This is a genomic window from Maribacter aquimaris, from assembly GCF_014596745.1.
GTDB lineage: Bacteria > Bacteroidota > Bacteroidia > Flavobacteriales > Flavobacteriaceae > Maribacter_A > Maribacter_A aquimaris.
In genome coordinates this window covers 150,743-167,936 of the sequence record NZ_JABTCF010000007.1, presented here as the reverse complement: position 1 = coordinate 167,936, position 17,194 = coordinate 150,743, and the positions used below count along the sequence as shown (strand labels likewise).

Sequence of the window (17,194 nt, the reverse complement as noted above, 5' to 3'; positions counted from 1 at the left end):
TTCTTTCCTTTACATCATCCGAAATAAACTAGAGTAAGTCGAGCAGGCGTTCCAAGGCCATGCCCCTAGAACCTTTGATTAGGATTTTGCCGTTTTCGGGTAACCCGAAATCCTTGAAACGTGATTTAAAGTCATCATAGTTCTTGAATTTTGTAAAAGGACTGTCGGTTCTGCCAAAATTTTCCCCCAATAAAAACACCTTATCAATATTGAGCTGTGACGATAAATCAGCGATGATTTGATGTTCCGTTGCAGCTGATTCCCCCAATTCGAACATGTCACCCAAAAAAGCAATTTTTGGATTCCCTTTTAGCTTATTGAAATTTTCCAAGGCAACTTTCATACTCGAAGGATTCGCATTGTAGGCATCAAGGATGATTTGCCGGCCGTTTCTTTCGATAATCTGGGACCTGTTGTTTTGTGGTACATAGCTTTCGATGGCCAACTTGATGGCATCTAGGGGAATGTTGAAGTATTTGCCCATTACAATGGCCGCGCAACAATTTGTAAAGTTGTAGCTTCCTATAAGATGGGATTGAATGCAGGTGTCTTCAACCTTTAGGGAAACACAGGGGTCGGCCTTTAGGAATTCAATTTTGTAATAATCCTTTTTGTTCTGGGTAAAACCATATTTGTGAATATAGGTTCCCAATTTTTCCCATTGAATAGGGTCATCCGCGTTTAAGAAAGCTATCCCGTTGTGGGTCGTAATAAATTCATAAAGTTCGCTCTTACCTTTAATAACACCTTCAATACCTCCAAAACCTTCCAAATGGGCTTTTCCGAAATTTGTGACGTAACCGAAATCGGGCAATGCAATGCTACACAGGAATTCGATTTCCTTTAAGTGGTTGGCACCCATTTCAACAATGGCGATTTCGGTATCTTCCTTTATCGATAATAGAGTAAGGGGAACACCGATATGGTTGTTGAGGTTGCCAACAGTGGCCACTGTTTTATATTTTTGGGAAAGGACGGAAAAGATCAGTTCCTTTGTGGTTGTTTTGCCATTACTACCCGTTAGGGCAATGATTTTGGCGGCACGGTGGTTTCTGTGGTATTTGGCCAACTCTTGAAGGGTTTCCAAAACATCCTCAACTAAAAACACCTTATCGAAACCGGCATATTTTTTGTCATCGACTACCGCATAGGCGGCTCCTTCCCGCAAGGCTGACTCAGCATATTCGTTGCCATTGAAGTTGTCGCCTTTTAAGGCAAAAAAGATACAATTGTCAGTGATTTTACGAGTGTCGGTACAAATAGTGGGAAACTGCTGAAAAATCTGGTGAAGTGCGCTTATACTCATAAGTCAAAGATAAAAAAAAGCCCTGACGAAATGGTCAGGGCTTTTTATATAACTTCAGTAAAACTATTTGGCTTTTTTGCCTCTTACTGTTTTGTTTTTTGTTTTTGATTTCGAGCCTACCCTAGACATTGCACAACGGAAGCCGATGTAGTCTGTGGCCATATATTGTGGTAGGTATCTACGTTGTGCGGGATCCAACCAATAAGCCCTATCCTTCCAAGAGCCACCTTTGTATACCCTCACTTCATCATTGATTAATGTAGTTCTGTTGTTCGAATGGTCATATTGGCGAATCAATTTTCCTAAAGAATCCCTTTCTACTTTGTGATTAGGGGAATCGTACATTTTTTTGGTATTCTCGCTATCATCTTCATCACTGAATCTGTCGAAGAATCTTGAAGAACTTGGTTCGCCGTCCCTATATCCTCTATTGTCACTAGCAGAGAAATTAGTTCTCAAATAGGTTTCTTCTTCATCGACAGGTACCATTTTTATCTCACCTGGAAGATTTACCGCTACGACTTTACCATTAGGAAGTGTGTCATATACCACGGAGTCTCTCAAGATATTCACTTTACCATCTTCTCCGATGGCAGTTTTCATATATATGTTACCTCTGTAGTAGTTGAAGTCACTGATTTCGTCATCCACTATAGGTCGGTAAACATCAGCTACCCATTCGGCAACATTACCGGCCATATCATAAAGACCAAGGTCATTGGGTTTGTAAGACATTACCTGTGCTGTAATATCAGCGCCGTCATCTGACCAGCCTGCGATTCCACCATAGTCACCTTTTCCTTGTTTAAAGTTTGCTAATTGGTCACCTCGACCAACACGTTGACCGTTTCTGGTGTAATCACCGTCCCATGGATATTTTTTTCTACCTCTATAGTTATTGTATTCCCTTGAACCAACTTGGGCCTGGGCGGCATATTCCCACTCAGTCTCCGTAGGCAATCGGTATTCCGGCATGATTATACCCGTACTTCTTTTGGCGTATGTGTTAACGCTGTCCTTTTTCATTTTTCCTTGTAACGAATCAATTTGTCCGTTATAGACAGATTCTGGTCTATTAAGGTAGGCTTCAGTACTGAATGTACCTGCGACCTCACCAGTAGCTGCCTGGTATTTGGCGTCTTTGGCCAAATAACCTTCCCTTTCCAACATCACCTCATTTACACGATCGGTCCTCCATTCGGCAAACTGTGTGGCTTGGATCCAGTTGACACCAACTACGGGGTATTCTGCATATGCAGGATGCCTTAGGTAATTATTGGTCATGGTTTCATTGAATCCCAAACGGTTTCTCCATACCAAGGTATCGGGCAAGGCACCTTTATAAATATTCGCATATTTCGGATTTTCTGGAGGATATACACTCTTTAGATAATCCAAATATTCCAAGTACATTACGTTGGTAACCTCGGTTTCATCCATGTAAAAAGACTGTACATGCTGGGAAGTAGCTGTGTTGTTCCAGTCGTGCATAACATCATCTTGCACTTTACCTTTGGTAAACGTACCACCTTCCACGAAAACAAGACCGGGAGCAGTCTCTTGCTCTTTAAAGTCTGTGTTGTATTGGAAACCACCTTCCTTGGCATTGATTTTCCAACCTGTAGCTCTTGATACATTTTTGGAAGATGAGGATTTTTTGCTACAACTTGTAACAGTGCAACCTCCCGCTATTACTGCACAAGAAAGTACAATTTTGATAAACTGTTTTTTCATAATTAGGACTTGAGTTCAAATATTTAAACTACCTTTTACGTAGTTTGAAATTTTTATTCTGATTTAATTTGGTGTCACTTTCGGCATATTAAACGATGTTTTGGTCATAATATTTTGTCACTGAAAAATTATTTCCGTGTTTGCCATATTAAATGATGCAAAAAGTGTGTATACAAAAAATATAACGGCGTAATTGCCATTATAGTATGGATTTGAAGATTTCTTTTACGTGCTAGGGATACTATATATAAGGTGTAAAGGTTAAAAAGGATAAAATTGTCATGGCAAAAAGTAAAATCTTGCCAAATGTGGCATCCATGATTTGAATATTTTCGATGAACGGTATAAGATATTTTTAAAAACTCCGTTTACCAATACAATAGTCCTAGTTTTTTTTGGGGGAATTACTAATACTTTTATTCATAATGAAAATAAGACCAATGCTGATGAAGAAATTTCCATTATTGATATTATTGGCCTTTGCTGTGCAAATTTCGGCCCAGGAGGATAGGGTTATAACCACGGCCGTCCCTTTCCTGACCATTGCGGCCGATGCTAGGTCTGCCGGTATGGGGGATATGGGTGTGGCGACTTCTACGGATGCCTTTTCGCAACAATGGAACCCGGCAAAGTTTGCTTTTGCTGAAAGAAAAATGGGTATTGGGGTAAGTTATACACCCTATTTGGAAAGCCTGATTACGGATATATCGCTGTTAAATGCGAGTTTCTTTAATAAAATAGATGAGCAAAGCGCTTTTGCGTTTAGTCTGCGTTATTTCACATTAGGTGAAATTGAACTTAGGCAATTTGCGAATGATCCAGGAACTTTGGCCAAACCAAATGAACTGGCCTTGGACGGGTCTTACTCTTTAAAGTTGAGTCCTACCTTTTCTATGGCCGTTGGTGGTAGATTTATACGGTCAAACCTGAAACTGCCACAGAATGGAAGTGAAGATTCGCAGGCCGCCAGCACATTTGCAGTTGATATTGCGGGGTTTTATCGTTCAAGGGAAATCGCCTATGATAATTTCGATGGTAGATGGAGGGCCGGTTTCAATATTTCCAATCTTGGGGGAAAGATGTCCTATGATGAAGGGGGACAAGAAAACTTCCTCCCAACAAATTTAAAATTCGGTGCTGGGTTCGATTTTATTCTGGATCAAGACAATACCATCGGGATAACCTCTGAATTCAACAAGTTATTGGTGCCAACTCCCAAGGATTTTAATGAGGATGGCGTTGTAGATGCAACCGATAATGAGGAGTATCAAGAAATCGGATTTTTAAACGGTGTTTTTAAGTCCTTCGGTGATGCCCCGGATGGTTTTAGTGAGGAATTGAAAGAGTTTACTTGGGCTTTGGGGGCGGAATATGCCTATCAAGATGCCTTTATGGTCCGCGCCGGATACTTTAATGAGAGCGAGGAAAAAGGATCAAGAAAATTCTTTACGATGGGTGCCGGATTCAAATTCAAGGCAGCCCAGATCGATCTTTCCTATTTGTTCTCTACTTCCCAAGTCAAGAATCCATTGGAGAATACCTTGCGTTTTTCCTTGACCTTTAGTTTGGGCGAAGAGTTTTATAATGACTAATTAAAAAATATATATTGGAACAAAAACCTGCCTTTGGGCAGGTTTTGTTAATTTAGGCCTATACGAAATGTTTTTATGACATGAGAAAAAAAACGATATCCTTTGAGCTACAGGTTTTTGAGGCTATGGATGAATTGGATCCTGAGGACAAAAAGCTGTTGCAGTCGGCTATTGAGGCAAGAAAAAATGCCTACGCACCATATTCCAAATTTAATGTCGGAGCCGCTGTATTGTTGCAGAATGGTGTTGTGGTCATAGGGAATAATCAGGAAAATGCCTCTTACCCATCCGGTTTATGTGCGGAGCGGGTGGCCGTATTTCAAGCTGGGGCCAAATATCCGGGGATTGCAATTAAATCGATTGCCATTACGGCGATGTCTGAAAATCATATGGTTGACTCTCCGGCAGCACCTTGTGGTAATTGTCGGCAAGCTATTTCAGAATATGAGTTCAGGCAAAATGAACCTATTTCCATACTTATGATGGGGGAAAAGGGGGAAGTTATTAAATGCAATTCTTTGTCCGATATTCTTCCCTTAGGTTTTAATAACACCTATTTATAAATTGGAAAAGCAGGCGATGTCTGGTTTCAAATATCATTTTATCGACCGGTTTTGTTATTATGATTAATAACCGTTGATTTTTATGATAAGCTTTTATCTTTATTTTTTTACCGATTGATTAATATGTGTATTTTTGTTCCGCTGTTTTTAGAAGCCGTAAAGTCTGTTTTTAGTGGCTTCATGAAATAATAACTTTTAACTAAATTACGATTAATGGAAAAAATCACCAAAGAAACTTATCTGAAGTGGTACGAAGATATGTTGTTCTGGAGGAAGTTCGAGGACAAATTAGCAGCCGTATACATACAGCAAAAAGTTAGGGGATTCCTTCATTTATACAATGGTCAAGAAGCTGTTTTAGCTGGTGCATTGCATGCCATGGATTTAACGAAGGATAGAATGTTGACCGCTTATAGGAACCACGTTCAACCAATAGGTATGGGGGTTGACCCAAAGAAGGTGATGGCTGAGCTTTATGGTAAGGTCACGGGTACTTCCAAAGGTATGGGAGGTTCCATGCACATTTTTTCAAAAGAACATCGTTTTTATGGTGGGCATGGTATCGTTGGTGGCCAGATTCCTTTGGGGGCTGGTTTGGCATTTGCCGATAAGTATTTCAAAAGGGATTCAGTGACCTTGTGTTATATGGGTGATGGCGCGGTACGCCAAGGCTCGCTCCATGAAAGTTTCAACTTGGCCATGCTCTGGCAATTGCCTGTGGTTTTCGTTTGTGAGAACAACGGTTATGCCATGGGAACCTCGGTTGCGAGAACGTCGCATTCCACCGATATATGGAAATTGGGATTGGGTTATGAAATGCCCTGTGGACCAGTTGATGGTATGGATCCAGTTACTGTGGCCAAGGAAATGAGTAAGGCCATTGAACGTGCCCGAAGTGGAGGCGGACCTACTTTCTTGGAAATGAAGACCTATCGTTATAGAGGTCATTCCATGTCGGATGCCCAGCATTATAGAACTAAGGATGAGGTAGAGGAGTATAAGAAAATTGACCCGATTTCACAGGTTAAGGAAGTGATTTTGGATAAGAAATATGCAACGGTAGAAGAGCTGAAGGAAATTGATAAGGAGGTTAAAAAACGGGTCTCTGAATGTGAGAAATTTGCAGAGGAATCCGAATACCCACCAGTGAGTCAATTATATGATGTGGTCTACGATCAAGAGGATTACCCATTTGTACAACATAAATAATATTTAGATGGCAGAAGTGATTAATATGCCTCGTTTGAGTGATACCATGGAGGAAGGTACCGTGGCAAAATGGCTTAAACAAGTTGGTGATAAAATTGAAGAAGGAGATATTCTAGCGGAGATAGAGACAGATAAGGCAACCATGGAATTTGAGTCCTTTCATGAGGGTACCTTATTATATATAGGTATTCCTGAAGGGGAAGGAGCTCCGGTTGACTCGCTTTTGGCTATCGTAGGTGAAGAGGGTGAGGATATCTCAGGTTTGATCAGTGGAGCTGCTGATGCCTCCAATGGGGCAAAAGTAGAACCTGTAGCCGAAAATACCGCAGAGGCTCCTGTCGCTAGTAGTTCTAGTGATTCAGGTTCAGCGGATATTCCAGAAGGTGTCGAAATAATAAAAATGCCGCGTTTGAGTGATACCATGGAAGAGGGTACTGTTGCTTCCTGGTTGAAGAAAGTGGGGGATAAGGTTGAGGAAGGCGATATTCTTGCCGAAATCGAAACCGATAAGGCCACCATGGAATTTGAGTCGTTTTACTCAGGAACCTTGTTGTATATTGGTCTTCAGGAAGGTGAATCATCTCCAGTAGATGCTGTTCTTGCGGTAATTGGACCAGAAGGTACCGATGTTGATGCTGTATTGGCCTCAAAATCTGCTGCCGGTAAATCCAATAAGGTTGCGAAAGAGGAAGTGAAAGAAGAAAAAGCAGCTGAACCAAGTCAAGACGCTGTTGATGCACCTTCCAATGATGGGCAAAGGATCTTTGCTTCCCCATTGGCCAAGAAAATAGCCAAGGAAAAAGGCATTGATCTAAAAGATGTTAAAGGTACAGGTGAGCACGGCAGGATCGTAAAGAAAGATATAGAGAATTTTGTACCTGTCCAACAGGCTGCAAAACCAGCCGCCACTTCCCAGGAAACAACTTCCGCAGCTTCAGCAATAGCTCCAGTAGCTTTGCCTGTAGGGGAGGAAAGTTCAGAAGAGGTCAAGAATTCGCAAATGCGTAAGACCATTGCAAAAAGATTGTCCGAGTCTAAATTCACGGCTCCACATTACTATTTGGCTATCGAGGTTGATATGGATAATGCAAAGGCTTCCCGTGCACAGATCAACAATTTGCCAGATACCAAGGTGTCCTTCAATGATATGGTGGTGAAGGCATGTGCCATGGCGCTTAAGAAACATCCTCAAGTGAATACGTCCTGGAAAGGGGATACTACAAGGTATAACCATCATATTCATGTGGGTGTTGCCGTTGCCGTTGAAGATGGTTTGGTAGTGCCGGTACTCAAGTTCACCGATCAAATGAACTTAACACAAATAGGTGCAGCTGTCAAAGATCTTGCAGGAAGGGCTCGAATTAAAAAATTGACGCCGGCCGAAATGGATGGAAGTACCTTTACAGTTTCCAATTTGGGAATGTTCGGGATTTTGGAATTCACCTCCATTATCAATCAGCCCAATTCAGCGATTTTGTCCGTAGGGGCAATTGTTGAAAAACCAGTCGTAAAGAATGGACAGATTGTAGTGGGTAATACGATGACACTTTCCTTGGCATGTGACCATAGAACGGTTGATGGCGCTACAGGGGCACAATTCTTACAGACTTTAAGGGCTTACCTTGAAAATCCTGTGACGATGCTCGCGTAGTTGAACATTTCAAAATTTTATAAGAATATAGCATCCGCCAATGGCGGATGTTTTTTTATCTTTAAAAACCATAATCCGTGTTCCATGAAAAAAATCATTCAATTTGTTTTTGTACTGCTGCTTATTGGTTGCGGTGCCACACAATCAAAATCCAATGGGGATTCGGGAGTTCCGGGTGGCCCCTCTGGTGTCAAAGGTAGCGTCGTAAACGGCGAAATATCGGAGAATGGAAAAGAAACCTTGGATAAGGCAGTAGCCTCTAAAACCGCTGTTCCTGGTCTCGTATTCGCGAATAGCGATAGCGTTGGGAAGATTATGGGTTTTTTGGCATCGGACGAATTGAATGGGAGGGATGCGGGTAGCCCTGGTATTGAAAAGGCCGCACAGTATATTGAAGGTATTTTCAGCAAGAATGGCATTCGGCCCTTCTTTGCGACCTTTCGGGATACCCTAGACAATTATGATAAGCCGATGTACAATATTGTCGGGGTTTTGGAAGGAACCGATCCTGATTTGAAGGATGAGTTTGTTTTGATAGGGGCCCATTATGATCATATCGGTACATCAACTCCCGTTAACGGGGATACCATAGCAAATGGGGCCAATGATAATGCTTCGGGAACCACCACGGTATTGGAAATGCTTCGCTATTTTGCGCAAGCTAAGACAAATAAACGCAGTCTGGTTTTTGCTTTTTTTACTGCAGAGGAAAAAGGATTGTGGGGGTCGAAACATTTGGCCAAGCGATTAAAAGAAAAGGATTTCAATCTTTATACGATGTTAAATTTTGAAATGGTAGGGGTACCCATGGCGGATAAGGATTATTTAGCCTACCTGACAGGTTACCATGAATCCAACATGGCCGAGGTCTGTAATAGGTATGCCCAGGGTAATGTGGCCGGCTTTCTGCCTTCCGCCAAGGAATTTAATCTGTTCATGCGTTCTGATAACTTTCCTTTCCATAAGGAATTCAATGTACCTTCCCAAACGTTTTCAACCTTTGATTTCACTAATTTTGACCATTATCACAAAGTAGGTGATGAGGTTTCTGAAATGGATTTTGATCATATGGCGACCTTAATTAACACATTCATTCCTGTTGTAGCAGGTATAGCCAATGCAACCGAACAGGAAATAAAATATAACTAATGGCAAACATAATCGTTACCGGTACGAGTAGGGGTATAGGTTTTGAAATGGCACAGCTTTTCGCCAACGAAGGTCATCGTGTATTGGCCTTGTCCCGAAATGAGGAATCAATTTCCCGATTGAAGCATAAAAATATCGACTCATTTCCGTTTGATATTACTAAGGAAGGGGATTTGAAAAAGGTTGAGTCTTATTTGGACTCCCACTGGAAAACGGTGGATGTCTTGATCAATAATGCGGGTAGGTTACTGAATAAACCTTTTTTGGAAACCGGATCTTCCGAATTTGAAGCGGTGTACCAAGTAAATGTTTTTGGGGTTGCCAACCTTACCAAGTTGGTCGTGCCTAAAATGCCGAAAAATGGGCATGTGGTGACCATAAGCTCCATGGGAGGGGTGCAAGGCAGCATGAAATTTCCAGGGTTGTCAGCATACAGTTCAAGTAAAGGTGCTGTGATTACCTTGACCGAACTATGGGCCGAGGAATTCAAGGAAACAGGTCCGTCTTTCAATGTTTTGGCCTTAGGGGCGGTACAGACGGAAATGTTGGAAGAAGCCTTCCCAGGGTACAAAGCTCCGGTTACGGCATTGGAAATGGCCTTATATATTAAGGATTTTGCTTTGAACGGACATAAAATGTTCAATGGTAAGATGTTACAGGTAAGTAATAGTACGCCCTAGGCATAAGATCAATGTGGGGTAGCATATGAAATTGTACTTCGTGTGAATCCTAGGATAAAAAAGTTTGCTACCTTGGTAGCAAACTTTTTAGTTGTTTACTCTTCTTCCTTCTTGCAGGTGTAAAGTCCAAAAGGTCCGTAAAGAGGACAGAAACTGATAAAACTGGTAAATAGGAAAATACCTGCCATGCCCAAAAGGATAAGCCCTATTGTTTCGGAAATGATATTCGTAAAGTAGAGCACGCTAAAAATTAGAGCAATAATCAACCGGACCATCCTATCCGAAGATCCCATGTTTTTTTTCATAGTAGTTGTTTTAGTTAGTGTGTTTTGATAATGCAGCTTTAAATTTACTGTATCGACATAAGATATCAAAATGAATGTCGTTGTAATTCAGCTAATTATACCATACCGCATAACGTTTTCTGCGCAGTTCCAAGGCAAGGTTCCCTTCCAGTTTTAGGGCCTCTTCCCTAGAATTTAGGGGAGCTAGATGATTGTAAAGACTAGGGCGAAGATACATACCGTATTTTTCAACGATATTGGAAGAAAGTTTATGCCCTTTTTTATTCCTATATCCTGTTTTGTGCTGTTCAAAACGTTCTTTCGGGGTTTTGCTGGTCATGCCTACATAAAGGCATTGCAACACTCCATTGAACTGGGGGTTGGCGGCTCTAAACCTTGCATTTTCGGTAAAAACCCTTTTTGACAATTCGATGACATAAACGCGATAAACAGGCTTGGGCATTTTAACACATATTTTGAAACAGACCAAAGTACTATATTTTGGCGAATGTCTTTTTACAATATCAACAAAGCCCTAAAAATCCTATTTTTGTGGTAATGGATAATATTCTTCTAAAGTATTTGCCCGAAAGGGCGGTAGCGCCATGTTTAGAACTAATAAAAACCTCTGGGGTCAATCTTAAGATTGTAAATAACCGGGTTACCCGTCATGGGGATTATCGACGGTTACCCAATGGGTTGCATCAGATTACCATCAATGCAACCTTGAACAAGTATCGTTTTTTGATAACATTGGTACATGAAATAGCCCATTTAGCCGCTTTTGAACAATACGGAAGGAATATAAAACCCCATGGATTGGAGTGGAAGAAAACTTTTCAATACCTCATGTTGCCCTTTATCAGGCCCGAGGTTTTCCCCTCAAAGCTTCTTCCTGTTTTAGCGAGACATTTCAAAAACCCTAAGGCAAGTAGCGATACCGATGCTATTTTGTCATTGGCCTTAAAACAATACGATCCACAACATCCTAACAAAACGTACGTTTTTGAATTACCTTTGGGCAGTATTTTCCGTATATATAACGGTAAACTTTTTAAAAAAGGAAATAAACGGGTCAAACGCTATGAATGTGTTGAAGTGGCTTCGGGAAAGGTTTATTTGTTTCAACCCAATGCCGAAGTGGAATTAATAAAGGATTGAATTATGAATAAGAATTATTATGCAGTTTTAATGGCTGGAGGGGTAGGTTCCCGTTTTTGGCCGATCAGTACCACAGAAAACCCTAAGCAGTTCCATGATATGCTCGGTGCTGGACAAACCCTGATTCAAAAGACTTTTCAACGTTTAAACAAATTTGTCCCTACTGAGAATATATTGATTTTGACCAATGAGCGATATAATGACTTGGTATTGGAACAGTTACCCATGGTAAAACAGGAACAGGTCGTTTTGGAACCTGCAATGCGGAATACCGCACCCTGTATTTTATACGCGGCGATGAAGATCCAAAAAATGAATCCGGACGGTGTTATGATCGTGGCACCCAGTGACCATTGGATCGAGGATGAGAATGCTTTTGAAAAGGATGTTGTTGAGTGTTTTGATAAGTGTGAAAAAGAGGATGTACTCTGTACCTTGGGTATTGTGCCCACTTTCCCCAATACGGGATTTGGATATATAGAATTTGAGAAAACGAATACTTCCAATCTTAAAAAGGTTCATCAATTCAGGGAAAAACCGGATTACGAAACGGCCAAAGAGTTTATGGCACAAGGAAATTTCTTGTGGAATGCGGGCATATTCATGTGGAGTATCAATAGTATAGTGAAGGCTTTTCAAAAATATCAGCCAGAGCAATATGCATTATTCAATTCAGGGATGGCCGATTATAATACTCCGAATGAAAAGGAATTTATAAAAGGCAACTATCCTAAAGCTGAAAATATTTCAATAGATTATGCTATATTGGAACAATCCAAGTCGATTTATGTTCGACCGGCTAGCTTTGATTGGAACGATCTGGGAACTTGGGGTTCCTTATACGACAAGTTGGATAAGGATATTGACAACAATGCCGTTGTCAACAGTCAGGTATTGAGCCAAGACGCCCACGGTAACATGATCCGTACCCCTAAGGGTAAAATTGTGGTGGTAGACGGGCTCGAGGATTACATTATAGTTGACAAGGAGGAAGTATTATTGATTTATCCAAAATCGAAAGAACAGGATATAAAACAAGTGTTGACAAAGGTAAAAGAAAAGTTTGGCGATAAGTATGCTTAATTATGGATGAAAATCTCAACGAAGAAAAAAATAGTCCACCAAACCAAACCGATAGCGGGGAGGAGGTAAAAAAGGATATTCAAGGTTTATTGGGTAGTACAAAAAAGTTCCTTTCTGAACTTTTGGATATTCGCAGTAACACCGATCAAGAGGCAACGAAGGAGGCCATTATTGCCGATATCCCCTTTAAAGGCCACACCTCATGGATTTTGATCTGTTCCATTTTTATCGCATCGATCGGACTTAACGCCAATTCAACAGCTGTTGTTATTGGAGCCATGTTGATTTCTCCCCTAATGGGGCCAATTTTGGGAATTGGACTTTCATTGGCTGTAAATGATGTGGATACCCTGCGTAGGTCTTTAAAGAATTTTACCGTTATGGTCGTACTCAGTGTGTTGACGGCCTATTTGTTTTTTGCCATATTCCCATTGCGTGATGAATCATCGGAACTTTTGGCACGGACGGCTCCCGATATACGGGATGTGTTAATTGCCTTTTTTGGTGGACTTGCCCTTGTCATTGCCAGGGCTAAAAAAGGCACGATAGCCTCGGTTATCTTTGGTGTGGCGATTGCCACAGCCTTAATGCCGCCCTTGTGTACGGTAGGTTTTGGTTTGGCCATCGGCAATTACGATTACGCCCGAGGGGCCATGTATTTATTCAGTATAAATACCATTTTTATCGCTTTGGCAACTTTTCTAGTGTTGAAATTGCTTCGTTTTCCAATGGTTCGATATGTGAATTCACAAAAACGGAGGTTAATTGGTAGGGTAGCTTCCCTTTTTGCGATTTTGGTCATGATCCCTGCAGGTATTACTTTTTGGGATGCCCTTCAGGAATCCTTGTTCCGAAAGCAGGCACAACGTTTTGTCGAGGAGAAAATAGCACCGTATCAGTTTGAAGGTTCCGGGAGATTTATGGACGACTTTACGGATATCGAATTTAATAAAGGGGAAAATCCATTTATAGAATTGGTGTTTATGGGTAATGAGACCATACCCGATAATGTTATTGCTACTTGGAACAAACAAAAGGAGGATGAGGGTAGTTTTGATAGATTGAAGAATACAGAGCTACATATTATCCAAGGGGCAAAAAACGAGCAATTGGATCAACTCAAATACGTAGATCAGCTATATGAGACCCAGAAAACGGAGTTAGCGGATAAGGATTCCCGCATTAAGTTGTTGGAGGTGGAGCTGGGGAAATTGGCTCGACTGTCCATACCCTTTGCTGATGTGAGTATTGAGGCCAAAACCAATTATACGAATTTGGAATCGCTTGGTTTTTCGCCTACGATCCAAACCGATTTCAATAAGATTGATACCATTCCCATCTTTGAGGTAAAATGGAAAAAGGATGCCAAACGGTTGCAGACCGCTGAGGATACTAAAAAGTTACATGCTTGGTTAAAACTAAGATTAAAGGATAGTACAATTCAGCTGAAAGAGATAATTCAAGACTAATTACGTTCTTCGATATACATTTGGCGTACCTTTTTGAACAATTCCGAGGAGTATACAAAATTAGTCACAGCCTCATTGTCCGTTTTGAAGATGTCTTTTTTAGTGCCTTCCCATTCCTTGATACCGTTTTTCAGGAAGATGATTTTTTCGCCAATCTCCATGACCGAGTTCATGTCATGGGTATTTATGACCGTGGTTATGTCGTATTCCAGCGTTATTTCATGAATGAGGTTATCGATTACGATGGCTGTTTTCGGGTCTAATCCGGAATTGGGTTCGTCGCAGAAAAGATATTTCGGATTCATGACGATGGCCCTGGCGATAGCTACCCGTTTTTGCATTCCACCCGATATTTCAGATGGGTATTTTTTATGGGCATCATCAAGATTTACCCTTTTTAACACAAAATCGGCACGATCCTGCATTTCTGATCGGGATTTGTTGGTGAACATCTCTAGGGGAAACATCACATTGCCTTCTACGGTCATCGAATCGAAAAGGGCGCTTCCTTGGAATACCATCCCCATGTCCTGTCTAAGGTCTCGTTGTTCACGTGGTGTCAGTTGTGGGTAAATCTTACCATCAAGGCTTATAGAACCTTTGTCCGGATTAAAAAGTCCCAAAAGGCATTTTAGGAATACGGTTTTTCCCGAGCCACTTTGTCCAATGATCAAGTTGGTTTTTCCCTTGTCAAAAACAGTGCTGATACCCTTTAATATTTGGGTGCCATCAAAAGATTTATATATGTCCTTTACTTCGATCATTGGCCCAATAGGAGTTGTGTTAGAATATAGTTCAATATAATGATGACCACACTCGTCCATACAAAGGAAGTCGTGGCAGCCTTACCAACTTCGAGTGCCCCGCCTTTCATATAAAAACCATGAAAGGAAGGAATGGTCGCCAAAACAAAGGCGAATATCAAAGTTTTAATAAAAGCATAGGTAACGTGAAATGGTATAAAATCCAATTGTACCCCTTCAATAAAGTCAGCACTCGTACTAAAACCTCCTAAAACACCGGCAGTCCATCCGCCAAAAATACCGACATACATTGCGATGGCTATGATGAAAGGGTAAAGGAGCAGCGCAATGATCTTTGGGAATACCAAGTAATTCAAGGCATTTACGCCCATGACCTCCAAAGCATCAATCTGTTCGGTAACCCTCATGGTGCCAATACTACTCGTAATATAGGAACCTACCTTACCTGCCATGATAATCGAACAGAAAGTTGGTGCGAATTCCAAAATAATGGATTGTCGGGTGGCAAAACCCACCAAATTTTTAGGAATGAGTTCACTGGTAATGTTCAATGCCGTTTGTATGGCAACAACACCACCGATAAAAAAGGAAATGAATATTAAAATACCCAATGAACCATAAATGAGTTCATCTATTTCTTTGAGAATCAAAGACTTCATTATGCGCCATTTCGTGGGTTTCCTAAAAACCTCTTTGATCATTATTGCATAACTGCCGATTGATGCTAGGTAATTCATAGAATGGGATAAGCTTGTGATTGTAAAAATAGGAATTATGAATGTCTTTTAACGTTCATTTAATCTTTTAAGGCTTTATTTATATATTTTTGTGTCACTAATATTTTTTTTGAAACAATGTACAAGAATAGATTTTCCCTCCTTTTGGTCCTCGTCGCACTTATCTTCAATCCGTTTGACTCAGTGGGTCAAAAAAAATCAAAAAAAGGGGATAAAGTTGAAAATTCAGATCATTTACGTGTCACACCCAAGTTGGTTGTAGGTATAGTGGTGGATCAGATGCGCTACGATTACCTTACCCGTTTTTGGGATCAATATGGGGATGATGGCTTTAAAAGACTGATCAATGATGGTTTTAATTGTAAGAACAATCATTTCAATTATGCACCTACATATACGGGTCCAGGACATACCTCGGTTTATACGGGTACAACGCCTGCTTCCCACGGTATTATAGCCAATGATTGGTACGACAAAGAATTGGATAAATCAGTGTACTGTGCGGCCGATGATGCCTATAACTCTGTTGGAACAAGTTCGGATGCAGGTAAAATGTCCCCCCATAGAATGATGGTGACCACTGTAACCGACCAATTACGCTTACATACACAAATGCGTGGCAAGACTATTGCCGTTGCCTTAAAGGATAGGGGAGCTGTTCTGCCTGGGGGACACACGGCCAATGCAGCTTTTTGGTTTTACGGAAATAATGAAGGTAATTGGATAACAAGTTCGTTCTATATGGATGCGTTACCGAAATGGGTCACTGACTTCAATGCTTCCAATGTGGCTGAAGGATATAAAAAACCATGGACAGCCTTAAAGGACATAAATACTTATCTGGAGAGTGGATCTGACAATAACAAATATGAAGGGTTGTTTGAAGGTGAGGTAGCACCGACCTTTCCCCATGATCTACCCAGTTTATGGGATGCCAATGGAGGGTTTGACATCATCAAGGCAACACCATATGGTAACAGTATTACCGCGGATTTTGCCATCGCCGCTTTGGATGGTGAGAATTTGGGAACCGATGCCATTACCGACTTTTTGGCGGTGAGCTTCTCAAGTACAGATTATGTGGGCCATAAATTTGGCGTCAATTCAAAAGAGATTCAGGATACCTACCTGAGATTGGACCGGGATTTGGCCAGATTGTTCAAAGCCTTGGATAAAAAAGTAGGTGAAAATAACTATACGCTTTTCTTGACCGCCGACCATGCGGCAATAAATGTACCGGCCTATTTAAGGGATCATCATATTCCTGCGGGTTATATGGAAGGGGAAGACCTGAAAACAAAATTCAGTGAATTCCTGAAATATAAATATGGCACTACGGATATAGTAAAGAATAGTTCCAACAATCAAATGTTCCTTGATCACAGTATTATCAAAAACCTCGATTTGAAATTGGGGGATGTAGAGGAGGAGATTGCAAGGGAACTAATGACCTATAAGGATATTGATAGGGTCTACACAGGCCAACAAATGTGGGAGAATGATTATACACAAGGTGTTCCTTTTATTTTGCAGAATGGTTACAATTTAAAGCGTTCAGGGGATATTCTGATTGTCTTGAAGCCTGGAACCATAAATTATCCCATCACCGGTTCTACCCATGGTTCCCCTCAGATTTATGACACCCATGTTCCATTGCTTTTTTATGGTCGTGGCATTAAGAAAGGGAGTACTACTGAGCGAACCGAGATTTCGGATGTTGCCCCGACCATATCGGCGCTATTGGGAATTGCATTTCCCAGTGGCAATATAGGCACGCCCATAACCAAAGTTATCGAATAAATTTATTCCAAT

The 17,194-nt window shown here is 41.0% G+C and carries 16 protein-coding genes; 10 read left to right on the top strand and 6 right to left on the bottom strand.

Going from position 1 to position 17,194, the window contains the following annotated elements:
- Positions 1–28: 28 nt before the first annotated feature.
- On the bottom strand, positions 29–1,306 hold the full coding sequence (locus HPE56_RS12490; protein ID WP_188244091.1) for a UDP-N-acetylmuramoyl-tripeptide--D-alanyl-D-alanine ligase: 1,278 nt from the start codon (positions 1,304–1,306) through the stop codon (positions 29–31).
- 63 nt (positions 1,307–1,369) lie between these two features.
- Positions 1,370–3,040, bottom strand: coding sequence for a gliding motility lipoprotein GldJ (gene gldJ / locus HPE56_RS12485; protein ID WP_188244090.1), 1,671 nt, complete (start codon positions 3,038–3,040; stop codon positions 1,370–1,372).
- A gap of 446 nt (positions 3,041–3,486) precedes the next feature.
- Here gldJ and porV point away from each other — a divergent pair, with 446 nt between their 5' ends.
- From porV to HPE56_RS12455, 6 genes are all read left to right on the top strand, one after another.
- The gene (gene porV, locus HPE56_RS12480) at positions 3,487–4,632 is read left to right on the top strand and encodes a type IX secretion system outer membrane channel protein PorV (protein WP_188244089.1); all 1,146 of its coding nucleotides are present in this window, start codon (positions 3,487–3,489) and stop codon (positions 4,630–4,632) included.
- Between the two features lie 80 nt (positions 4,633–4,712).
- Positions 4,713–5,195, top strand: a complete 483-nt coding sequence (gene cdd / locus HPE56_RS12475) for a cytidine deaminase (RefSeq protein WP_188244088.1) — start codon at positions 4,713–4,715, stop codon at positions 5,193–5,195.
- A gap of 213 nt (positions 5,196–5,408) precedes the next feature.
- A complete protein-coding gene (pdhA, locus tag HPE56_RS12470) occupies positions 5,409–6,404 on the top strand; it encodes a pyruvate dehydrogenase (acetyl-transferring) E1 component subunit alpha (protein ID WP_188244087.1) in 996 nt (331 codons plus the stop codon).
- 7 nt (positions 6,405–6,411) lie between these two features.
- Positions 6,412–8,055, top strand: a complete 1,644-nt coding sequence (locus HPE56_RS12465; RefSeq protein ID WP_188244086.1) for a pyruvate dehydrogenase complex dihydrolipoamide acetyltransferase — start codon at positions 6,412–6,414, stop codon at positions 8,053–8,055.
- Positions 8,056–8,139: 84 nt separating this feature from the next.
- Positions 8,140–9,204 carry a M28 family metallopeptidase gene (locus tag HPE56_RS12460; protein ID WP_188244085.1) on the top strand — a complete coding sequence of 355 codons (1,065 nt, stop codon included), beginning with the start codon at positions 8,140–8,142 and terminating at the stop codon, positions 9,202–9,204.
- Entirely contained in the window at positions 9,204–9,884 is a 681-nt protein-coding gene (locus HPE56_RS12455) for an SDR family NAD(P)-dependent oxidoreductase (protein ID WP_188244084.1), read from the top strand. The genes HPE56_RS12460 and HPE56_RS12455 overlap by 1 nt, the downstream gene beginning before the upstream one ends.
- Before the next feature lie 95 nt (positions 9,885–9,979).
- Here the strand turns inward: HPE56_RS12455 and HPE56_RS12450 are convergent, their stop codons facing one another.
- Together HPE56_RS12450 and HPE56_RS12445 are read right to left on the bottom strand one after the other, a co-directional pair.
- Positions 9,980–10,189, bottom strand: coding sequence for a YgaP family membrane protein (locus tag HPE56_RS12450; protein ID WP_188244083.1), 210 nt, complete (start codon positions 10,187–10,189; stop codon positions 9,980–9,982).
- Between the two features lie 91 nt (positions 10,190–10,280).
- Positions 10,281–10,631 carry a GIY-YIG nuclease family protein gene (locus tag HPE56_RS12445; RefSeq protein WP_188244082.1) on the bottom strand — a complete coding sequence of 117 codons (351 nt, stop codon included), beginning with the start codon at positions 10,629–10,631 and terminating at the stop codon, positions 10,281–10,283.
- A gap of 95 nt (positions 10,632–10,726) precedes the next feature.
- Between HPE56_RS12445 and HPE56_RS12440 the strand changes: the two genes are divergently transcribed.
- From HPE56_RS12440 to HPE56_RS12430, 3 genes are read left to right on the top strand one after another with little or no spacing between them, the layout of a single operon-like run.
- Complete coding sequence (locus tag HPE56_RS12440) at positions 10,727–11,329, top strand: SprT-like domain-containing protein (RefSeq protein WP_188244081.1); 603 nt, start codon at positions 10,727–10,729, stop codon at positions 11,327–11,329.
- A gap of 3 nt (positions 11,330–11,332) precedes the next feature.
- The gene (locus HPE56_RS12435) at positions 11,333–12,412 is read left to right on the top strand and encodes a mannose-1-phosphate guanylyltransferase (protein WP_188244080.1); all 1,080 of its coding nucleotides are present in this window, start codon (positions 11,333–11,335) and stop codon (positions 12,410–12,412) included.
- Positions 12,413–12,414: 2 nt separating this feature from the next.
- The gene (locus HPE56_RS12430) at positions 12,415–13,881 is read left to right on the top strand and encodes a DUF389 domain-containing protein (protein WP_188244079.1); all 1,467 of its coding nucleotides are present in this window, start codon (positions 12,415–12,417) and stop codon (positions 13,879–13,881) included.
- Here the strand turns inward: HPE56_RS12430 and HPE56_RS12425 are convergent.
- Both HPE56_RS12425 and HPE56_RS12420 read right to left on the bottom strand, forming a co-directional pair.
- Positions 13,878–14,645: an ABC transporter ATP-binding protein gene (locus HPE56_RS12425; protein ID WP_188244078.1), complete on the bottom strand. Its 768-nt coding sequence runs from the start codon at positions 14,643–14,645 to the stop codon at positions 13,878–13,880. The genes HPE56_RS12430 and HPE56_RS12425 overlap by 4 nt on opposite strands.
- Positions 14,642–15,382: an MlaE family ABC transporter permease gene (locus HPE56_RS12420; RefSeq protein ID WP_188244077.1), complete on the bottom strand. Its 741-nt coding sequence runs from the start codon at positions 15,380–15,382 to the stop codon at positions 14,642–14,644. The genes HPE56_RS12425 and HPE56_RS12420 overlap by 4 nt, the downstream gene beginning before the upstream one ends.
- A gap of 117 nt (positions 15,383–15,499) precedes the next feature.
- On the opposite strand from HPE56_RS12420, the gene pafA reads away from it, so the two are divergent.
- A complete protein-coding gene (gene pafA / locus HPE56_RS12415) occupies positions 15,500–17,182 on the top strand; it encodes an alkaline phosphatase PafA (RefSeq protein WP_188244076.1) in 1,683 nt (560 codons plus the stop codon).
- Positions 17,183–17,194: the final 12 nt, after the last annotated feature.

What these genes read in the sequence shown, in the direction of transcription:
- HPE56_RS12490 (WP_188244091.1), bottom strand. Translation starts at nt 1,306, where the DNA reads ATGAGTATAAGCGCACTTCACCAGATTTTTCAGCAGTTTCCCACTATT.
- gldJ (WP_188244090.1), bottom strand. Translation starts at nt 3,040, where the DNA reads ATGAAAAAACAGTTTATCAAAATTGTACTTTCTTGTGCAGTAATAGCG.
- porV (WP_188244089.1), top strand. Translation starts at nt 3,487, where the DNA reads ATGAAGAAATTTCCATTATTGATATTATTGGCCTTTGCTGTGCAAATT.
- cdd (WP_188244088.1), top strand. Translation starts at nt 4,713, where the DNA reads ATGAGAAAAAAAACGATATCCTTTGAGCTACAGGTTTTTGAGGCTATG.
- pdhA (WP_188244087.1), top strand. Translation starts at nt 5,409, where the DNA reads ATGGAAAAAATCACCAAAGAAACTTATCTGAAGTGGTACGAAGATATG.
- HPE56_RS12465 (WP_188244086.1), top strand. Translation starts at nt 6,412, where the DNA reads ATGGCAGAAGTGATTAATATGCCTCGTTTGAGTGATACCATGGAGGAA.
- HPE56_RS12460 (WP_188244085.1), top strand. Translation starts at nt 8,140, where the DNA reads ATGAAAAAAATCATTCAATTTGTTTTTGTACTGCTGCTTATTGGTTGC.
- HPE56_RS12455 (WP_188244084.1), top strand. Translation starts at nt 9,204, where the DNA reads ATGGCAAACATAATCGTTACCGGTACGAGTAGGGGTATAGGTTTTGAA.
- HPE56_RS12450 (WP_188244083.1), bottom strand. Translation starts at nt 10,189, where the DNA reads ATGAAAAAAAACATGGGATCTTCGGATAGGATGGTCCGGTTGATTATT.
- HPE56_RS12445 (WP_188244082.1), bottom strand. Translation starts at nt 10,631, where the DNA reads ATGCCCAAGCCTGTTTATCGCGTTTATGTCATCGAATTGTCAAAAAGG.
- HPE56_RS12440 (WP_188244081.1), top strand. Translation starts at nt 10,727, where the DNA reads ATGGATAATATTCTTCTAAAGTATTTGCCCGAAAGGGCGGTAGCGCCA.
- HPE56_RS12435 (WP_188244080.1), top strand. Translation starts at nt 11,333, where the DNA reads ATGAATAAGAATTATTATGCAGTTTTAATGGCTGGAGGGGTAGGTTCC.
- HPE56_RS12430 (WP_188244079.1), top strand. Translation starts at nt 12,415, where the DNA reads ATGGATGAAAATCTCAACGAAGAAAAAAATAGTCCACCAAACCAAACC.
- HPE56_RS12425 (WP_188244078.1), bottom strand. Translation starts at nt 14,645, where the DNA reads ATGATCGAAGTAAAGGACATATATAAATCTTTTGATGGCACCCAAATA.
- HPE56_RS12420 (WP_188244077.1), bottom strand. Translation starts at nt 15,382, where the DNA reads ATGAATTACCTAGCATCAATCGGCAGTTATGCAATAATGATCAAAGAG.
- pafA (WP_188244076.1), top strand. Translation starts at nt 15,500, where the DNA reads ATGTACAAGAATAGATTTTCCCTCCTTTTGGTCCTCGTCGCACTTATC.